Here is an 18,269-nt window from a genome sequence, read left to right as displayed (position 1 = left end):
CTTCCTCCGGAGGGTGCCGGGGCGTCCGGCGGCTCCCGGGGCTGCTGCCGGGAGCGCCGGAGCGCCGGGGCACGGGAGTGCCCGGGCATGCGAGCGCCGGGGCACGGGAGCGCCCGGGGCTGGAGTGCCGCGGCGGCGGGCGCTACGGCAGCCGGCGGATCAGCGCCTCCTGGACGGCCGAGGCCACCAGCAGGCCGTCCCGGTCGTAGAACTCGCCGAGCGACAGGCCCCGGCCGTCCGAGGCGGACGGGCTGCGCTGGGCGAACAGCAGCCACTCGTCGGCCCGGAACGGGCGGTGGAACCACATCGCGTGGTCCAGCGAGGTCATCAGCAGCCGGGGCGGCTCGGTGCGCTGGAAGAAGTTCGCCTGCTCGTGCAGACCGGCGGTGGAGGCCAGGGTGAGGTCGGAGAGGTAGGTGAGCGCGCAGGCGTGCAGCAGCGGTTCGGTGTCCGGCAGCGGGGTGGAGATGCGCAGCCAGACGAACTGCTGCGGCATTCCGGGGACGGCCGGCGGCACGCCCGGGGCGTCCGGCGGCACGAAGCGCAGTTCGAGGTCGCGGAAGCCGTCGGAGCTCTTGATCGCGGCGCGCAGTTCCTCGTCCCAGTGGGAGAAGGCGTCGGGCAGGCCCTCCGGGGCGGGCAGCGGGGGCATCGCGCGGTGGCGGTCGTCGGCGGTCGGCTCGGGGAGCTTGAAGGAGGCGGTGAGGTTGAAGATCTCCTTCCGCTCCTGCACCGCACGCACCCGGCGAGTGGTGTAGGTGAAGCCCTCGCGCAGCCGCTCGACCTGGTAGTCGATCGGCCGGGTCGGGTCGCCGGGCAGCATGAAGTAGCCGTGCAGCGAGTGCACCGCGCGCTTGGCGGGGCAGGTGCGTCCGGCGGCGGCGAGGGCCTGGGCGGCGACGTGGCCGCCGAAGGCGCGCATCGGGGCGCCGGCGTGGCAGTGGCCCCGGAACGTGTTCTCGTCCAGCTGCTCGATCTCCAGCAGTTGGGCGAACGGGGCGGCCGGATCGGGCGCCTGATCGGTCGGCCTCTGCTGTTCTGTCAGGTCGGTCACGGGCCCATAGTGGCAGAAGCCAACCGTGCGGCGGTGTGACCTGGGTAACGCTCCGGTCGAGTAGAACGTGTTTCATTGAAGTGGCGGGTCAGCGGGCTGTCAGAGCCGTCACCTAGCGTGCTCCGCATGACGCAATCCGCACACGCGTACGCCTATCTGCGCCCGTCGGCCGTCCACGACGGCGCCGCCGGCCGGAGCCTCGACCTGGCCACCTCCGGCGGCGCCACCCCGCTCGGGGCGCAGGCCCATCCCCGGTTCTTCGCGGGTTTCCTGGCCGACCCGGCGCCGGCCGCCGCCGCACTGCTCGCGGTGGCGGACGTGGCCGCCACCCGCTACCACCAGCCGCGGCTGCGCGCCTCGCTCGACCCGGTGGTCACCGCCAACGGGGACCGGCTGCGCTTCGAGTCCTTCTCCGGCTGCTGCGGGGTGTACGCCCGGCTCGACGTGCTCCGGGCCGGGCTGGACGGCGACGAGATCGGCCACGGCACCACCAACGTGGACGTCAACGACCCGCTGCGGGAGGCGCTCACCAGGATCGGCCCGTCGGACCCGCTGCACCTCGCGGTCGGCCCGGACGCGCTGGAGGTCACGAGCTTCGACGGCCCGCTGGTCGAGAAGAAGGTGCCGCTGCCGGAGCGCTGGTTGCGCGGCTTCGCCGAGACCCAGGTGATCGCCGCCGGCTTCGACCTGCGCGCCGAACTTCCCGCCGTCGAGGCCGTCCGCTTCCTGCGCTCGCTGCCGCGCGGCGGGCGCGGCGGCGTCGGCTGGGTCGTCCCGGCCGGGCGCACCCTGCGGCCCACCACCCGCCCGCTGCCCGGTGCGGTCTGCCTGCCCGGGCCGGAGCGACTGGTCGCTCTGCAGCGGGTGCTGCGGCACGCGCTCGCCCTGCGGGTGTACGGGCCGGTCGCGGCCACCGAACCCACGGCCTCGGCCTGGGAGGTGGTGCTGCCCGCCATGCGGCTCACCCTGACCCTCTCGCCCGACGCCTCGCGCGGCTTCTCCGGCGAGGGCGGCGTGCTCGGCGCGCTCGCCACCGGGGCTGCCGAGCGTGACGCCGAACTCGTCGCGGTGCTGCTGGCCTGGGAGCCGCGGATCGAGGTCGCCGAACTCGCCGAGCAGTCCGGGCTGAGCGCCGAGCGGGTCCGTGCCGCCCTCACCCGCCTGGGCACCGCCGGGCAGATCGGCTACGACACCGCCGAGGCCGCGTACTTCCACCGCCAACTCCCGTACGAGGCCGGGCGCGCCGAGGCGGCCAACCCCCGGCTGCGGGCCGCCCGGGACCTGGTCGCGGCGGGTGCGGTACGGCTGGAGGACGGCGGGATGACGGCCGTCGTCACGGTGGACGACCACATCCAGCGGGTGCGCACGGACGCCTCGGGGCGGGTGAGCTGCACGTGCCTGTGGTGGGGCAAGTACCGGGGCGGGCGCGGGCCGTGCAAGCACGCGCTGGCGGTCGCGATGGTGCGGGAGGCGGGCGCGTGAGAGCGGGGGAGAAGACCGTGGTGGAGCAGGCGGGGCCGGTCGAGGAACTGCTCGCGGCCGTCCGGGCCGGGTTCGTCGAGGCGGTGCCGGAGCTGCTGGCCGGGCTGGACCGGGCCCAGCGGCGGGCCTGCCTGGCCGTGCTCAGGGAACTGCGCAAGGAACTGCGCCGGGACTGGTCGCGGTCCGGCACCGACACCAAGGGGGCGCTGCTGATCGCCGGGGCCGGGTGCCACGCGGGCCCGGCCGGCGCGGCGGGCTGGCTCGGCGGCAGCGACTTCGGCGTCCGCGACTGGTTCCGGCACCCGGCGCTGCACGAGGTCGTCGAGGCGCAGCCGCAGGAGTGGCAGATCGAGGTGGCCACCCGGCTCGCCGCGCGGACCGCCCGCTCGTGGGGCTCGTCGACGCACCCGCTCACGGCGGCGATCGTCCGGCGCACCGGCTGCCCGGTGCCGACGAACGAGCCCTTCGTCCGGGGCTGGTTCGACGGCCTGACCCGCGAGTACGGCCCGCGCCCGCCGTTGGCCGAGCGGCTGCGCGCCGACTCCCTCACCCCCGTGCTGCTCCCGCGCATCTTCGAACTCTCCGATGTCAGCTGGCAGTTGACGCAGCAGCTCAGCCCGCGCCCCGGCGACGTCTGGACCGAGGCGATCGCCGGACTGGCCGCGGCCGGGGTCGTGGACCGGACCGGGTTGCTCGACCGCTGCCTGGCCCGGCTGCTGCGCGGCGGCAAGCCGGCCGACCAGCGGGCCTTCCTGGAGGTCCTGCGGGCGCTCGGTCCGACGCCCCAGGAGTACGCGGCCCGGTCGCGGGACGTGCTGGCACTGCTGGACGGGCTGTCGGCGATCGCGGCGCACGCCCAGGAGGTGCTCGCCAGGCTGGACGAGGCCGGCCTGATCGGGCCCGAGGTGCTCATCGAGGCCTCGGCGGTGGTGCTGTTCCGGACCGAGAAGAAGCTGGTGCGGGCTCAACTGGGCATGCTGGAGAAGGCCGCCCGGCGGGCGCCCGGACGCTCCGGCCCGGTGGTGCTCGCGGCGGCCGAGGCCTTCGGGCAGCCGGACGCGGGCATCCAGGAGCGGGCACTGAACGTGGTGGCCCGGCACCTCGGCGCGGCGGGCGAGGCGGTGCTGCCCCGACTGCGGCTGGCCGCCAAACTGTTGAACCCCGTCCACCACGCGCGGGCCGGCGAGCTGTTCGGCGCGTCCGTCGGCGGCGACCAGGGGGACGGACCGGACACCGGCTGGGACGAGATCCTGCCGCCGGTGACCGAGCCGCGCCCGGTCGGGCCGCCGATCTCCTCGGCCGCCGAGCTGGCCGAGGAGCTCTCCGCCCTGCTCTCCGCCCGGGAGCCCGAGGTCGCCGCCTTCGAACGGGTGCTGGACGGACTGGTCCGGCAGACCCACCTGGACCGCGCCGGGCTGCTCCGGGCACTGGAACCCGTCCGCCGGGCGCACCCCTGGCGAGCGGTCCCGCAATGGGCGGACTGCACCCCCCGCGAGGTGCTGTTCGTGGTGGCCGCGATCGCGGGGGAGACGCCGCCACGCCGACTCTGGGACGCCCTCAGCGGCATCGGCCGCACTCCGCTGCGCACCGCCCGCGCCAGCGCGCACGGCGCCGTCCTCGCCGCCCGGCTGGAGGAGGCGGCCTGGCAGGTGACCGCCCACCGGCCGCCGTACCTGCTCGCCACCCCGACCGACGCCACCGGGGCGATCGAACCGGGCGCGCTGGTCGAGCGCCTCGCCGGGTACGAGGCGGCGGGCGTCACCCCGGGCGAGGCCGATCTGAGCGCGGCCCTGTTGCGGGTCCGGCCGATCGGGGACCGGGGGGTGAGTGACCGCGAGGTGAGTGACCGGGAGGTGAGTGACCGGGGGGTGAGCGACCGCGAGGTGAGTGACCGCGAGGTGCTACGGGCCGCCGGGGCGCTCACCTCGCCGGCCGGGCGGTGGCTGGCGCACTGGCTGCGCACCGGCGGCCTGCCCGGGCAGCACTCCGAACGGGTGCTGTTCGCGCCCGGCCGGGGCTCGAAGCGCGGCCACACCTACCCGGACCGCTGGTGGGAGGACCTCCGGCGGGTCGCGGTCGCCCAGCCGGGCATCGGCTCGGGCCCGGAGGGGCCGGCCGGGGAGCGGCTCGCCCCGGAGTTCCGCAAGCTGCTGGAGTCGACCGAACCCAGCGTCTCCCGGGCCCGCGCCGAACAGGACTGGTCCTGGCGGCCGGTGCGGCACTGGGCGGCGATGCTGCCCCACCACCGCGAGGAGCTGGCCGCGCGCTGGCTCGACCACTTCGCGGCGGGGGCCGACCGGGACGAACGCGGGGCGGGCCGGTACCTGCCGCTGCTCGCGGAGTCCGGCGGCCCGGCCGGCCCGGCGCTGCACCTGGCGGTGGCGTACGGACTGGGCGCCCGGCACGCCGAGGACCGGACCGGGGCGGTGGACGCGCTGCTGGTGCTCGCGGCGCGCGGGGACCTGGACGGCGAACTGCTCGGGCGCGAGCTGGGCGAGCTGGTGGGGACGGGTGCGGTCAAGCCGAACCGGCTCGTGGCGGCGCTCGGTCCGGCGGCGGAGACCGGCGCGTACGGGACGGTCTGGTCGGTGCTCCGGGCGGCGCTGCCGGGGCTGCTGGGTGCGGTCGATCCGTCCGCCCGGGGGTTGGGCGACCTGGTCGGCCTCGCCGCCGACTGCGCCCGGCGAACCCGGGCGAGGGGACCGGTGGCCGAGGTGACGGCGGCGGCGGAGCGCGGCGGGTCGGGCCGGGTGGCGAAGGAGGCCCGGGCGCTGCGGGACGTCCTCGCGGGCTGAGCGGCGCGCCGAGGGCGGGGCGGGTCCGGGCCGCCCCCGGCGCGGGGACCGGGGCGGGTCCGGGCCGCCCCCGGCGCGGGGACCGGGGCGACAGCGGACAACCGACGAACAACAGCTGACAGATGTCAGAAAACAGAATTCAGCGAACAACTTTCAGCTGACAGAGTTTGAAATCTGTTCGTCGACATCCGGCACCCCTACCCCCGTCTCCGGCCGTCCCCCGACCAACGGCTCGATGCCCCGCGGCTTGGCCGCGACGGCGCGCCACCACAGCCGCAGGGCCGGCGGGTCCACGGGCTCGAAGGGCTTGCCGGGACGGGGGACGGCCAGGTGGGCGCCGAGCGCCTGGGCGGCGGCGACCACCCGCTCGGCGGGCTCCTCCCACGGGTGGATCGCCAGGTTGAAGGTGCACCAGTGGATCGGCAGCATCAGCTGCCCGCCCAGGTCCAGGTGCGCCCGCACGCCCTCCTCCGGGGTCATGTGCACCTCGGGCCAGAACTCGCTGTACGCGCCGACCTGCACCATGGTCGCGTCGAACGGGCCGAGCCGGCGCCCGATCTCCGTGAAGCCGGGGAAGTACCCGGTGTCCCCGCTGTGGAAGATCCGGTGCCCGCCGCCCGCCACCACCCAGGACGCCCACAGGAACAGCGCGCTGGTGCGCGGACCGCGGCTGCAGTAGTGCCGGGCCGGTGTGGCGGTCAGGGTCAGCCCGGCGACCTCGGCCGACTCCCACCAGTCCAGCTCGACGATCCGCCCGGCCGGCACCCCCCAGTGCTCCAGGTGCGCCCCGACCCCGAGCGGTACGGCGAACACCGCGCCGCTGCCGATCAGGGCCCGTACGGTGCGCATGTCGAGGTGGTCGTAGTGGTCGTGCGAGATCACCACCACGTCCACCGGCCCGAGTTCGGACAGCGGCAGCGGCACCGGGTGCAGCCGCTTGGGCCCCGTCCAGTCGAAGGGGGAGCAGCGCTCGCCCCAGATCGGGTCGAGCAGGACACGCCGTCCGCCGATCTCGGCGAGCACGGTGGCGTGCCCGAGCCAGGTGAGCCGCAGTCCGGAGGCCGGCGGGTTCGCCAGGTCGACCGGGAGCAGCCGGTGCACCGGCACGGCGGCGGCCGGAGCCCGGCGGGTCTTGTCCGCGCTCAGCTGGGCGCGGGTGATCTCCAGCGGGCTCCGCTCGTAGACCAGGCGGCGGGTCGGCACCGGGTTGCGGAAGGCGCCGTCGGCGAACTGCGGAGAGCGGCGGATCCGGGCCAGCCGCTCGCCCCTGGGCTCGGCCCCGAAGGCCTCGGTGCGGACCCGGTGCCAGGCGGCGCGGGGGAGCCCGGCCAGGCCGGGGACGGCGCGTTCCGGCACCGCCCGTACCGGCACGGCGGGCGTCCCGGCGGGCGTCGGGGCGAACTGCGAGGCGAGACCGGCGAGGCGGGAGAACCACGGGGCGGGGCGGGGCACGGCTCCTCCAGGGACGGTCACGGCTACCGGGCAGGCCGGGGCGCGTACCCAGGGAGCTCATGAGGCCACTGGAGTACGACAACCATCTCGTCGGACGTTACTCGCCGGGGGCCGTTCGGACCTGGTGGAGGGCCCGGCACGGTCCAATCGGCGTACCCGGTGCGCGGAGGCCCGTTCGCCTCCGGAGGCCTGCCCGCGGGCCGCCCCCACCAGGCGGCCGCCGCTCCGCCGCTAGACGTAGAAGCGGGTGATCGCCTCGGCGACGCAGTGCGGCTTGCTGCTCCGCTCGCTGGTGATGGTGAACCGCACCACCGCCTGGACCCCGCCCGGGACCTCGGTGGCCGAGAGCAGCTCGGCGGTGGCCCGGATCGCCGTACCGACCGGCACCGGGGCCGGGAAACGGACCTTGTCCGAGCCGTAGTTCAGCGCCATCCGCACGCCTTCGACGCCGTAGCACTCCTTGGCCAGCACCGGGATCATCGACTGGGTCAGGTAGCCGTGCGCGATGGTCGAGCCGAACTGGCTCTCCTTCGCCCGCTCCGGGTCCACGTGGATCCACTGGTGGTCCCCGGTGGCCTCGGCGAAGAGGTCGATCTTCCGCTGGTCGATGGTGTGCCACTCGCTCGTGCCCAGTTCGGTGCCGACGGCGGCGGTCAGTTCGGCGAGGGACGCGAAGGTCGTCACGGTGCGCTCCTGGAGGGGGACGGGCCCCGGGGAGGGGTCAGGACGCCGGAAGCGTATGCCTACCCACCGGTACCTGTCAGGAGCGGAACGCGAAACACCAGTTCAGGGCCACCGCAGCGGCTGCCCGACGACGCCCTGTCCCAGGGCCCCCTGCCCCGGCGTGCCCCGCCCGGTCGGGAACAGCCGGCGCCCGCTGACCAGCTCCGGCACCAGCGCGATGAACAGCGGCTCCGGATCCCCCACCCACGGCCGCAGCCCGGAGCGCAGCACCCGGCGCACCTGCTCGGGGTCCCTGACCGCGTCCGCCCGTCCGTGCACCAGCACGCTCCACCCGGTACGGGTGACCGGGTCCAGCAGGTCCGCCTGGAAGGCCACCACCGTGCCGTCGAGCCCGCGCGCGGTGGAGCTTCCCCGGCGCACGGCGAGCACCAGCCGCCCGTCCAGGACCTCGAAGGAGACCGGCAGGACGGCCGGCAGCGCGTGCTCGGTGTACACCACGCGCCCGACGGGCACGGTGCTGAGCAGCCGCAGGCACTCGGCCTCGCTCAGGGTCTCCACACGGTCCTCACGCTCCATGCGTCCGATCGTCCTCGGTCGGCGCGCGCGTCGATAGGGCCCATGGTCCCTGCGCGGACGGGCCGTGAGCCCCGTCGGCGCCCGCCCGGAGCGGTAGCCTGCCCGGCGGCGGGACAGCTGGCGGTGTCCGCGGCGGTATTCGGTGGCGGGGCGGGCGGAGGAGGGGGCGGACGGATGGCCGGCGGAGTCGATCTGGTGGTGATCGGGGCGGACGGCGGGCCCGACCGGGCCTACGGGGGTTCGGCGCACGCCCCGATGGGCGCCCGGCTGCTGGCCGAGGTGCTGCCCGGGATGTGCTTCGACACCGGGGCGGCGGGCTGCCGGGTGAGCGCCGTGGCGCCGGACGCGGACGCCAACGCGATGCTCACCGCCGTCCGGGAGGCGGCCCAGCACCCCGGCCGCTGGCTGGTGGTCTGCCTGGTCGGCCAGTTGGTGGCCGACCCGCGGGGGCGCCGGCTCGCGCTGGTCACCGGTGGCAGCACCCCCGACAACGCCTACCGGCGCGGCCTGGCCTGGGACTGGGTGATCAGCGCGATGGTGCACGGCGACCAGGAGGAGGCGCTGCTGCTGGTCGACGCGGTGGCCGACCGGGACACCTGGACGGCGCTGGAGCGCACCGGCGAGGACACGGCGGGTGAGCTGCTCAGCTACTCCAGGGTCCCGCTGTGGGGCCGGATCGGCCGGTACGCGCCGGGCAGACGCGGCCGGGACGCCGTACTGCCGGGCGACGAGGGCTCCTTCAGCCGGGCGCTCACCACCGTCCTGCGGCAGGGCGTCCCGGGTGCCGCCGCGGCCGTCGCCCCGCTGGACCTCCAGCCCGCCGTGGCCGGTCTGCTCGACGGGGGAGATCCGTCCGGTAGTTCGGGTGCGCCGGGCGCGCGCCTGCTCGTTCCGCCGCACGGCGGGCGCCTGTTGATGCGCAATCGGGCCGCGGTTCGGGGCGCATTGGCCGGATTGTCGCTTTCCGAAGAACTGTTGGCCGTCCTGTGGCGGGAAAGTGCCCCGACGGAACCGCCTTCCGCGTAAGGTCAGGGGGCCTGAGGTGTTGCCGTGATGGGGTGGGTTGGCGAAGAATCGATCCCCAGCGGAAACATCGGCAGGACGGCGGAATTCTCCTGGCGGCCGTGGATCACGGATCGGCTCGGTCGCGACGAGGTGGGCGATGCGGCAGCGCGGAAATGTGTTGCGCCCTGGGGCGGTTGTGACTGGCGGGGCGGTTCTGGTGTTACTGCTCGGTGGGTGTGCGAGCGGTGGTGCGAGTGGTTCCGTCGATCGTCTGGGTTCGTCCGCGCCCACGGTTGCGGGAGTGGGACCGTTAACTCCTTCGGGTGGTTCGGTAAACGCCACGATCGCGCCGACCGACGGCCCGGAGGGGGCCATGGGGCGGCTCGCCGTGAAGACCTATCAGGACTGGTGGCAGGCCCAGGCGGAGGCGTTCGGGCGAACGGATTCGGACGGCTCGGCGTTCGCGCAGTACTCCTCCGGGCGCGCCCTGTCCGACACCCTGATCGGGCTGCGCCAACTCCACGACGCCAAAGTGGTGATGACCGGAACCCCGCGCAATTCCGCGGTGGTGAAGGCGATTGACCTGAAAGCCGATCCGCAGACCGCCGTGATCGAGGACTGCGTCGATCTCTCGGACTGGCACCGGGTCGACGCCGCCACCGGGGCGGCGAAGGATCCGGGCGGGCGCCTGAACCGGTACGTCGCGACCGCCTCCCTGCGCAGGTTCCAAGCACATTGGCTGATCTACGAGTTCACACGGGAGGTGGACCGGACATGCTGAACGCGCGGAAACCGGCCGGACGATTCGTGGCCGTCGCATCCCTGTCGGCCGGCCTGTTGTTGTCCTCGGCGGTGACGGCGACGGCGGACGAACCGCCGAGTGGCGGGGCCGAACAGTGTTTCCCCAACGTGATCTGCGCGCACGCCGGTTCCGGCGGATCGACCGCCACCCCGAATCCGGGCGGAAGCGTCGGAGGATCGGACGGCGGCCCGGAACTGTGCAGCTACCACGGCGTCCAATGGGCCTGCTACGACCCGCAGTGGGGCTCCTTCGACAGCGGCCAGGGCTGCTACTACCGCGAGCTGGACAAGCAGCCCCCGGCGGACGACCCGGCCTGGGGCACGAACAAGCCCTCGGACGGCTCGATCTACTCCAAGGTCTGCCCGCAGACCAGCGGCGGCCAGGACGGCGCCCAGTTCGTCTTCGTGCCCACGGGGCAGCGGGTGAAGAGCGTGGCCGAGCTCAAGCAGGAGGCCACGGACCAGGTCCACCTCCCGGCGCCGGTGGGCCGGGTCGCGCCGCGCGGCACGGCGGTGGTCAAGGCGCCGGTGTGGCTCTGGGCGGAGAACGCGACGCCGCCCAAGCCGGGCAACGCGGCGGCGGGCGGGGTCAGCGTCACCGTCACGGCCCGACTGACCGGCACCACCTGGGACTTCGGCGACGGCCGCACCAAGCAGTGCGCGACGGCCGGGACGCCGTACGACCCCAAGTACGGCGGCGCCCGGTCCCCGGACTGCGGCTACGAGTTCACGGTCGGCTCGGGAACCAAGCGGAACGGCGTCTTCACCGCCACCGTGTCCACCCACTGGGTGGCCGACGTGGTCGTGACGGGGCCGAAGCCGGAGAAGTACACGATCCCGATGCCCGCGCAGGACAGCGACCCCTTCACGGTCGAGGTCGCCGAGGTGCAGGTCCTCAACTGACCGCGTCACGGCGGCGATTCGGCCACTGACGATCCGAAGAGCGAACGAGGGAAGGGCGGAACCCGGTGGAGAACCGTACATTCGCGACGCCGGGATCCGGCACACCCGCCGGCGCCGCGGTGTCCGTGGCGCTGCCGGAGCAGCAGGAGCAGGGCGGCGGAGGCGGCCGGGGCCGGGGACGGGCGGTGCCGCACGCGCCCGGCCGGACGATGCGGGCGCGGCGGCGGCGTCCCGCGGTGCTGGCGATGGCGGTCGCGCTGATCGCGGCGGGCGGGCTCGGCGGCGCCGCCCTCTACAACAGCACCGGCCAGCGGGTCGCGGTGCTGGCGCTGGCCCGGGACGTGCCCTGGGGGCAGGTGATCACCGACGACGACCTGGTGGTGGCCCGGATCGCGGGCGACCCGGCGCTGCGGCCGGTCTCCGCACAGGACCGGTCCAGGGCCGTCGGCATGCGGGCCGCCACGGACCTCAAGCGCGGTGCCATGCTGACCGGTTCGGACCTGGCGCAGGGTCTGACCGTGCAGCCCGGGCAGATCGTGGTCGGGGTGTCCGCCAAGCGCACCCAGCTGCCCGCCAGCCGGCTCCAGCCCGGGGTGCAGATCGTCGTGGTCAACACCCCCGACAACGGCCGGCCCGACTCGCTGGCCGCGACGGTCATCACGGTCGGCCGGGTGGACACCGACGGCAGCCAGGTGATCGACGTGGCCGTCGGCTCGGCGGACGGGCCACGGCTGGCGCAGTGGGTGGCCGGCGGGCGGATCCAGGTGCTGCTGGCCCCGCGCGGGGCCTCGGGCGGAACCGGTTCGGCCGGGTCCGGCGCCCCGGCCTCCCCCTCGGCCGCGCCCCCGGCCGCCTCCACCGGCGCGACGCCCGCCGGCGGGGCGGGCGCGCCGACGGCCCCGGCCGGAACGGGTGGCGCCTGATGGCGGTGATCGCGGTGGTCGGCGGACCGGGCGCGCCCGGGGCCACCACCACCGCCCTGGCCCTGCTGCTGGCCTGGCCGCTCCAGCCCGGCCGGCGGATCCTGCTGGTCGAGGCCGACCCGGACGGCGGCGCGGTGCTGGCCGGCGCCCTGGAGGGCCGGGTCGAGGCGGTGTACGGGCTGCGCAACCTGGCCGTGGCCGACCGGCGCGGGCTGCTCGCCCAGACCATCTGGGAGCAGCTGATCGACCTCTCGCCCGAGGGCAACGCCGAACGACTGCTGCTGCCCGGCCTCACCGACCCGGCCCAGGCGCCCGGCCTCGCCTACACCTGGGAGCCGCTCGCCGAGCTGCTGCACGGCATCGAGCAGCAGGGCTACGACGTCATCGTCGACCTCGGCCGCTCCGGCGCCACCGGGGCCGGCGCGGTGCTGGCCCGCCGCGCGGACGTGGTGGCCGTGACCGTCCGCAGCACGCTGCGCGGGCTGAGCGCGGCCCGCCCGAGGCTCGCCGCGCTCGGCGAGGACCTGGCCGTCGCCGGAACCGGGACGGACGCGCTCGGACTGCTGCTGGTCGCGGAGGGGCCGTACTCGGGGGCGGAGGTCGCGCGGGAGTTCGGCCTGCCGCTGCTCGGGGTGCTGCCGCACGCCACCCGCACCGCGAAGGTGCTCTCCGACGGCGGGGACACCACCGACCGGCGGTTCATCCGCTCGGAGCTGATGCGCGCGGCGCGGTCGGCGGCGGACGAGGTGCAGCTGCTGGTCCGGCGCCGGCGGCAGCGGCTCGCGCCCAACGCGGCGCCCGCGGCCGCCCCCGCGGCGCAGCTCCCGGCGCCGGGTGGGCCGGTGCCCGCCGCACCGGTGGCGGCGCCCAGCGCACCGGTGACGGTGGGGGTGCCGCCCGTTCCGGTGCCGCAGGCGTCGCCGGTGCCCGGACCGGCCCCGTACGGGCAGTCCGCCTACGGGCAGCCCTACGGCCCGCCCGGGCCCGCGTCCGCGTACACGGCGGCCCACGCTCAGGGCGAGGGCGAGCCGCCCTCCTACACCCCGCCGGTGATCACCACCGGCCCGGTCGCACCGCTCGCCGGGCTGGCACCGCAGCCCGCCGCCCCGGCGCCGTTCCCGGCGCACGTCCAGGCGGCGGGCACGGCCGAGGAGGACGGCCAGTACCGCTTGCAGCAACCGATGGTGACGGACAGTCGGATGAACGACGACCAGTACCCGTACAACCCCGGGGAGGTGCTCCGTGCGCGGTAGCCCCCTGCACCAGCACCCGATGGCCGACCCGGCCGCCCTGCTCTGGGCCGCGCCCGTACCGGCCGCCGCGCAGCCGCAGCCGCAGGCGCAGCCCCAACCGCAGCCACAGGCGTACCGGCCCGGCCCGGTCGCGCCACAGCCCGTCGCGTCGCAGCCCGTCGCATCGCCGTCGGTCCCGCCGCCGCCCGTCCCGCCCGGCGGGGAGGCCGCCGGTCCGACCGCCGTGCCCTCCCAGCTGCCCTCGCTGGACCTGCGCGGCGCCGTCACCCGCCCGGCCGTGGACCCGCAGGTCGCGCGCGAGCTCAAGCGCCAGGTCGCGGCCGAACTCCACCAGCAGATCACCCGGCTGACCACCACCTCGGGCTCCGAACCGGACCGCGCCACCCGCCGCCAGCGCGGCCGGGCGCTGATCGAGGAGTCGGTCGCCCGCTGGTCCGACGCCTACGCCCAGACCCACGGCATCCCGCCCACCCGGGAACAGGACCGCGCCCTCGCCGAGGCCGTCTTCGACCTGCTGTTCCGGGCCGGCCGGCTCCAGCCCTACCTGGACGACCCGGAGATCGAGAACATCCTGATCAACGGCTGCGACGACGTCTGGGTCTCCAAGGTGCACCAACCCCTGCGCCAGGTCCCGCCGGTGGCCGACAGCGACGCCGAACTCGTGGAACTGCTCCAGGACCTGGCCCGCCAGCACGGAGGAGGCGAGCGCAGCCTGTCCACCGCCAGCCCGACCCTGGCGCTGCGCCTGGAGGGCGGCATGCGCCTCCAGGCGCTCACCGAGGTGACGCCCCGCCCGTACGTGGCGATCCGCCGCCACCGGGTGGCCTCCGCGACGCTGCCCGAGATGGTCGAACTCGGCACGCTGGACGCGACCTTGGCCGCCTTCCTGGCCGCCGCGATCCGGGCCCGGAAGAACGTGATGATCACCGGCACCCAGGGTGTCGGCAAGACGAGCCTGCTGCGCGCGATGGCCGCCGAGATCCCGCCGGACGAGCGGATCGGCACCCTGGAGTCGGAGTTCGAGCTGTGGCTGCACACCCTCGGCCACCTGCGCCAGGTCGTCCCGATGGAGGCCCGCGAGGGCAACGGGGAACGCGTCGAGGGAAGACTGGCCGGGGAGTTGAGCATCGGCGACCTCATCCCGGCCGCGCTGCGGATGACGCTCTCGCGCATCATCGTCGGCGAGGTCCGCTCCGGCGAGGTCGTCCCGATGCTGCGGGTGATGACCAACGGCGAGGGCGGCTCGATGTGCACCCTGCACGCCCGCGGCCCGCACATGGTGGTCGACCGGATCGCCGAACTCTGCCTGGAGTACGGCTCCCACATGACCGACGCGCTCGCCTACCGGCTCACCGCCAACGCCCTGGACCTCATCGTGCACGTCAGCATGGTCGACGAGACCGCCGTCGGTGGCCGCCGGCACCGGTTCGTCTCCCACGTCCTGGAGGTCACCGGCCTCGGCGAGAGCGGACGGCCCGCGCTGAACACCGTCTTCGGCCCCCGGCCGGACCTCGGCGAGCCGCGCGCCGTCCCGCACACCCCGCCGCAGTGCCTGGACGACCTGCGCCGGGCCGGCTTCGACGCCGCCCTGCTCGGCTCCCGGTACGGGAGCTGGACGGCCCCGCTGCAGCTGCGGATCGGCGGTGGCGCGCGGTGATGCTGCTCTACGCCCTGTGCGGGCTGGCCGTCGCGGGCGGCCTGGTCGCCCTGGTGGCCTGGGCCCGCGGCAGCGAGCCCGCCGACCAGGACGGGCCCGGCGGCCGGGACAACCCACTGGCCGGCCGCGCCCACGTCTTCTGGTACGGCGCCCCCGGCGCGGCCTCGCTGCGGATGGTGCGGCTGCGCCGGATCCAGCTGCCGCTGGCGCTCGTCGGCGGCCCGCTCGGCTGGCTGTTCACCGGCATCCCGCTGACCGCGCTGCTGGTGCCGCTGGCCGTCTTCGGACTGCCCTGGCTGTTCGACACCACCCGCCCGGACACCCACCGGATCGAGCGGCTGGAGGCGCTGTCCGAGTGGACCCAGCGGATCGCGGACGTGCTGCTGCTCGGCGTCGGCCTCAACCAGGCCATCGTCACCAGCCGCCGCACCGCCCCCGCGGCCCTGGAGGACGAGATCGGCGAGCTCGCCGCCCGGCTCCAGGCCCGCTGGCGGCCCGAGGAGGCGCTGCACGCCTTCGCCGACAGCCTGGCCGACGCCACCGCCGACAAGGTGCTCGCCGCCCTGGTGCTGCGGGCCGGGGACAGCGGCCCGGGCCTGGCCCGGACGCTCTCCGACATGGCCGACTCGGTGCGCGAGGAGGTCCGCCAGCGCCGCGCCATCGAGGCCGACCGCGCCAAGCACCGCACCACGATCCGCTGGCTGGTCGGCATCATCGTGCTGGTCGTCACGGCCGGCTCCTTCAACACCGAGTACACCCGCCCGTACGGGACCTTCCTCGGCCAGGTCGTGCTCGCCGTGGTCGCCGCCCTGTTCGTCGCGATCATCGCCTGGATGCGGGCCCTGGCCTCGCATCCGCCGGTGCCCCGGCTGCTCACCCCGGACCGGCGCAGCAAGGGCGGCCGCCGGAGGCCCGCGCAGGAGCCGGCCGAGCAGCTCGGGGAGGTCCGGTGATCTCCCCCTGGCCCGTGCTGGCCGGCGCCGTCGCGGCCGGCGGCATCGCCCTGCTGATCGCCGAACTGCGGCCCGCGCCGCCGGACCTCGGCCAGGCCCTGGAGCGGCTGCACCGCGCCCCCGCGGACCGCGAGCAGGACCCGGACGAGCGGCCGCGCTGGTACGACCGGATCGGCGAGCGCTCGCTCACCCTGCGCGGGGTGACGATCCCGCGCCGCGAACTCGCCCTGATCGGCCGCACCCCGGCCCGGTTCATGGTGCACAAGCTGCTGTTCGCCGCGCTCGGTCTGGTGCTGCCCGCCTACCTGGGCGCGATGGCCGTACTGATGGACATCGGCCTGCCGTTCGCCCTGCCGCTGGTGGTCGGGCCGCTGCTGGCCGGGCTGCTGTGGTTCGTCCCGGACGCCGTGGTGCGGGGCGAGGCCAAGGAGGCCCGCACCGAGTACCTGCACGGCATCGCCGCCTACCTGGAACTCGTCGCGCTGGAGCGGGCCGCGGACTGCGGCCCCGCCGAGGCGCTGCGCCGCGCCGCCTCGGTCGGGCAGGGCGCGGTGTTCCGGCGGATCCGCGACGCGCTGGAGCGCGCGGCCACCGACCGGCTCCCGCCCTGGTCCGGACTGGACGCGCTGGCCGAGGAGTTGGGCCTCAGCGCGCTCCAGGACGTGGCGGACATCATGCGGCTGTCCGGCACCGACGGTGCCGCCGTGTACGACACCCTGCGGGCCCGTGCGAAGGGCCTGCGCGGTGAACTCCTCGCGGAGGACCTGGCCCGGGCCAACGCCGACAGCGAGCGGATGGTCGCGCCGGGCGCCGCACTGACCCTGCTGATGACCGTCCTGATCGTCTTCCCCGCGCTCCACCAGATGCTCAACTGACGCGCTTCGCCGAGCAGCTGACACCACACCTCACCCCCCGGAGATCCCGATGACCGTACGACTCGTTCAGCTGGCAGGACGGGTGCTGCGGCCCGTGCTGCTGCCCGTGCAGTTCGCCCTGCTGCTGTTCACGCTGCGCCTGGGCCGGCTGCGCGCCGCCCGGGCGCGCGGTGACCGCGGTGCCATCAGCATCGAACTCGCCCTCGCCATCATCGCGTTGGTGTTCGTCGCGGGCGCCGTCGCGACCGCGCTGTACCTGCTCAAGGACAAGGTGGTCACCAAGGTCGAGCAGGACCCGAACCTCCCCGGTGGTGGTGGCGGGGGCGGCGCGGGCGGCGCCACCAAGTGATCGGCCCGCTTCGCCGCCGCGGCGACCGGGGATCGATGAGCATCAGTCTGGCCATCGTCTTCCCGGTCGTCCTGCTGCTCCTGCTTCTCGTCGTCCAGGCCGCGCTGATCTGGTACGACCGGCAGGTCGCGCTCACCGCCGCCCGCGAGGGCGTGGACGCGGGGCGGGTGCAGGCGAAGGCGACGGAACCGGCGGGGGAGGAGGCTGCCCAGCGCCAGGCCCGGGACTTCCTGGACCGGCAGGGCGTGCACGCCTACCAGGTGGAGACCGGCGGCAGCACGGCCGAGACGATCAAGGTCACGGTGGAGCTGACGCCCCCGCTGCTGATCCCCGGGCTCACCGGGCCCAGCATCCGCCAGTACGCCGAGGCGCCGCGCGAGCGCTTCGTCCCGCCGGCGGTGACGCCGTGAGAGCGATCGTCGGCGCCCGGCGTCGGCCGCCGCGCCGGTCCGACCGCGGCGGGATCGCGATCGAGGCCGCGATCGTCGTCCCGGGCGTGGTCGGCCTGGTCCTGCTCGCGATCGCCGCCGGACGGGTGCAGACCGCGGCCGGCACGGTGGAGGCCGCCGCCCGCGCCGGCGCCCGGACCGGCTCGCTGCAGCGCAGCGTCGCCGGGGTGGACAAGCCCGCCAAGGAGTCCGCCCTCGCGACGCTGCACCAACAGGGCGTCACCTGCCGCCACGAGGACGTCCGGGTCACCACGGACGAGCTGAAGCTGGACGACGGGCCGCTGGTGACCGTCAAGGTCACCGTCGACTGCGACGTCGAACTCGCCGACCTGCTCGGCGGACCGTCCGGAGTGCCCGTGACGAAGCACCTCAGCGGGGAGTTCATCTCCGTGATGGACCGCTACCGCGGCACATGACGGCGGAACGCGGCGGCCCCCGGGCCGCAAGGCGCCCGGCCGGGGGATTGGGGACGGCCCGTGCGGGGGAGACGCAAGCGGAGAGCGCTCGGGGGATGACGCAACGGCACCGAGCGGCGCCCGGTGGGGGGCCGGTGGGGAGACATCGTGGGGATCGGGGGGAGGGGATGCGGATGCTGAGCCGACTGCGACGCCCGGGCCTCCGCCCGGCCGGGCGCCGGTCCGACCGCGGCGCGGTCGCCCTCTTCGTGGCGATCTGCGCGGCCTACCTGGTGCTCGTCATCGCGCTGGTGATCGACGCGGGCGGCCGGCTGCGGGTCGCCGAACGCACCGACGCCTACGCCCAGGAGGCCGCACGGGTCGGCGGACAGCAGCTCGACCAGGCGGCCGTGCTGCAGGGAAAGGGCTTCAAGGTCCAGCAGGACTACGTCCGGCAGGCCGCCGCGGCCTACCTGAGGCTGTACGGCCTGCAGGTCGACGACGTCGTGTTCTCCGACGAGGGCAAGGTCGTCACCGTCACGGTGCGGACCGACTACCGGCCGGTCCTGCTGGGAGCCCTCGGGCAGCGGAAGGTAACGGGCAAGGGCAGTGCGACCCTCGTCCACGGAGTCAAGAAAGCGGAGACCGACTGATGGCCGCGCC

Annotated in this window: 18 protein-coding genes; 14 read left to right on the top strand and 4 right to left on the bottom strand. The window is 75.3% G+C overall.

From position 1 onward, the window contains the following. Window positions 1-142 precede the first annotated feature (142 nt). Window positions 143-1,054: an acyl-CoA thioesterase gene (locus ACIRVF_RS07240; protein ID WP_402814965.1), complete on the bottom strand. Its 912-nt coding sequence runs from the start codon at window positions 1,052-1,054 to the stop codon at window positions 143-145. Between the two features lie 126 nt (window positions 1,055-1,180). Here ACIRVF_RS07240 and ACIRVF_RS07235 point away from each other — a divergent pair, with 126 nt between their 5' ends. Then, window positions 1,181-2,536: an SWIM zinc finger family protein gene (locus ACIRVF_RS07235; RefSeq protein ID WP_402814962.1), complete on the top strand. Its 1,356-nt coding sequence runs from the start codon at window positions 1,181-1,183 to the stop codon at window positions 2,534-2,536. Further along, entirely contained in the window at window positions 2,533-5,331 is a 2,799-nt protein-coding gene (locus ACIRVF_RS07230) for a DUF6493 family protein (protein WP_402814959.1), read from the top strand. Before ACIRVF_RS07235 ends, ACIRVF_RS07230 begins: the two co-directional genes overlap by 4 nt. Before the next feature lie 153 nt (window positions 5,332-5,484). Here ACIRVF_RS07230 and ACIRVF_RS07225 read toward each other — a convergent pair whose 3' ends face one another. From ACIRVF_RS07225 to ACIRVF_RS07215, 3 genes are all read right to left on the bottom strand, one after another. After that, window positions 5,485-6,663: an MBL fold metallo-hydrolase gene (locus ACIRVF_RS07225; protein ID WP_402815748.1), complete on the bottom strand. Its 1,179-nt coding sequence runs from the start codon at window positions 6,661-6,663 to the stop codon at window positions 5,485-5,487. A 351-nt stretch (window positions 6,664-7,014) separates the two neighbouring features. After that, window positions 7,015-7,467, bottom strand: coding sequence for a MaoC family dehydratase (locus tag ACIRVF_RS07220; RefSeq protein WP_402814956.1), 453 nt, complete (start codon window positions 7,465-7,467; stop codon window positions 7,015-7,017). A 102-nt stretch (window positions 7,468-7,569) separates the two neighbouring features. Then, on the bottom strand, window positions 7,570-8,043 hold the full coding sequence (locus ACIRVF_RS07215) for a pyridoxamine 5'-phosphate oxidase family protein (protein WP_402814954.1): 474 nt from the start codon (window positions 8,041-8,043) through the stop codon (window positions 7,570-7,572). A gap of 174 nt (window positions 8,044-8,217) precedes the next feature. Between ACIRVF_RS07215 and ACIRVF_RS07210 the strand changes: the two genes are divergently transcribed. The 12 genes from ACIRVF_RS07210 to ACIRVF_RS07155 all read left to right on the top strand — a co-directional run bounded on the left by ACIRVF_RS07210 (window position 8,218) and on the right by ACIRVF_RS07155 (window position 18,259). Then, window positions 8,218-9,069: a hypothetical protein gene (locus ACIRVF_RS07210; protein ID WP_402814951.1), complete on the top strand. Its 852-nt coding sequence runs from the start codon at window positions 8,218-8,220 to the stop codon at window positions 9,067-9,069. Between the two features lie 367 nt (window positions 9,070-9,436). Continuing rightward, the gene (locus tag ACIRVF_RS07205; protein WP_402814948.1) at window positions 9,437-9,829 is read left to right on the top strand and encodes a hypothetical protein; all 393 of its coding nucleotides are present in this window, start codon (window positions 9,437-9,439) and stop codon (window positions 9,827-9,829) included. A gap of 26 nt (window positions 9,830-9,855) precedes the next feature. Further along, on the top strand, window positions 9,856-10,752 hold the full coding sequence (locus ACIRVF_RS07200; protein ID WP_402814946.1) for a hypothetical protein: 897 nt from the start codon (window positions 9,856-9,858) through the stop codon (window positions 10,750-10,752). Window positions 10,753-10,817: 65 nt separating this feature from the next. Beyond that, window positions 10,818-11,675: an SAF domain-containing protein gene (locus ACIRVF_RS07195; RefSeq protein WP_402814943.1), complete on the top strand. Its 858-nt coding sequence runs from the start codon at window positions 10,818-10,820 to the stop codon at window positions 11,673-11,675. Then, window positions 11,675-12,928 carry a hypothetical protein gene (locus ACIRVF_RS07190; protein WP_402814941.1) on the top strand — a complete coding sequence of 418 codons (1,254 nt, stop codon included), beginning with the start codon at window positions 11,675-11,677 and terminating at the stop codon, window positions 12,926-12,928. Before ACIRVF_RS07195 ends, ACIRVF_RS07190 begins: the two co-directional genes overlap by 1 nt. Next, window positions 12,918-14,585, top strand: a complete 1,668-nt coding sequence (locus tag ACIRVF_RS07185) for a CpaF family protein (protein ID WP_402814938.1) — start codon at window positions 12,918-12,920, stop codon at window positions 14,583-14,585. Before ACIRVF_RS07190 ends, ACIRVF_RS07185 begins: the two co-directional genes overlap by 11 nt. Continuing rightward, window positions 14,585-15,538, top strand: coding sequence for a type II secretion system F family protein (locus ACIRVF_RS07180; protein WP_402814935.1), 954 nt, complete (start codon window positions 14,585-14,587; stop codon window positions 15,536-15,538). Before ACIRVF_RS07185 ends, ACIRVF_RS07180 begins: the two co-directional genes overlap by 1 nt. Continuing rightward, the gene (locus ACIRVF_RS07175; protein ID WP_402814932.1) at window positions 15,535-16,413 is read left to right on the top strand and encodes a hypothetical protein; all 879 of its coding nucleotides are present in this window, start codon (window positions 15,535-15,537) and stop codon (window positions 16,411-16,413) included. Before ACIRVF_RS07180 ends, ACIRVF_RS07175 begins: the two co-directional genes overlap by 4 nt. Window positions 16,414-16,462: 49 nt before the next feature. Further along, window positions 16,463-16,762: a hypothetical protein gene (locus ACIRVF_RS07170; protein WP_402814930.1), complete on the top strand. Its 300-nt coding sequence runs from the start codon at window positions 16,463-16,465 to the stop codon at window positions 16,760-16,762. Between the two features lie 35 nt (window positions 16,763-16,797). Beyond that, window positions 16,798-17,172 (top strand): TadE/TadG family type IV pilus assembly protein, encoded by a 375-nt coding sequence (locus ACIRVF_RS07165; RefSeq protein ID WP_402814927.1) that lies wholly within the window; start codon window positions 16,798-16,800, stop codon window positions 17,170-17,172. Next, window positions 17,169-17,627 (top strand): TadE/TadG family type IV pilus assembly protein, encoded by a 459-nt coding sequence (locus tag ACIRVF_RS07160; protein WP_402814924.1) that lies wholly within the window; start codon window positions 17,169-17,171, stop codon window positions 17,625-17,627. Before ACIRVF_RS07165 ends, ACIRVF_RS07160 begins: the two co-directional genes overlap by 4 nt. 173 nt (window positions 17,628-17,800) lie before the next feature. Beyond that, window positions 17,801-18,259, top strand: a complete 459-nt coding sequence (locus ACIRVF_RS07155; protein ID WP_402814921.1) for a TadE/TadG family type IV pilus assembly protein — start codon at window positions 17,801-17,803, stop codon at window positions 18,257-18,259. Window positions 18,260-18,269 lie beyond the last annotated feature (10 nt).

This window comes from Kitasatospora sp. NPDC101157 (genome assembly GCF_044768255.1).
Lineage (GTDB): Bacteria > Actinomycetota > Actinomycetes > Streptomycetales > Streptomycetaceae > Kitasatospora.
This window is presented reverse-complemented; position numbering and strand designations above follow the sequence as displayed.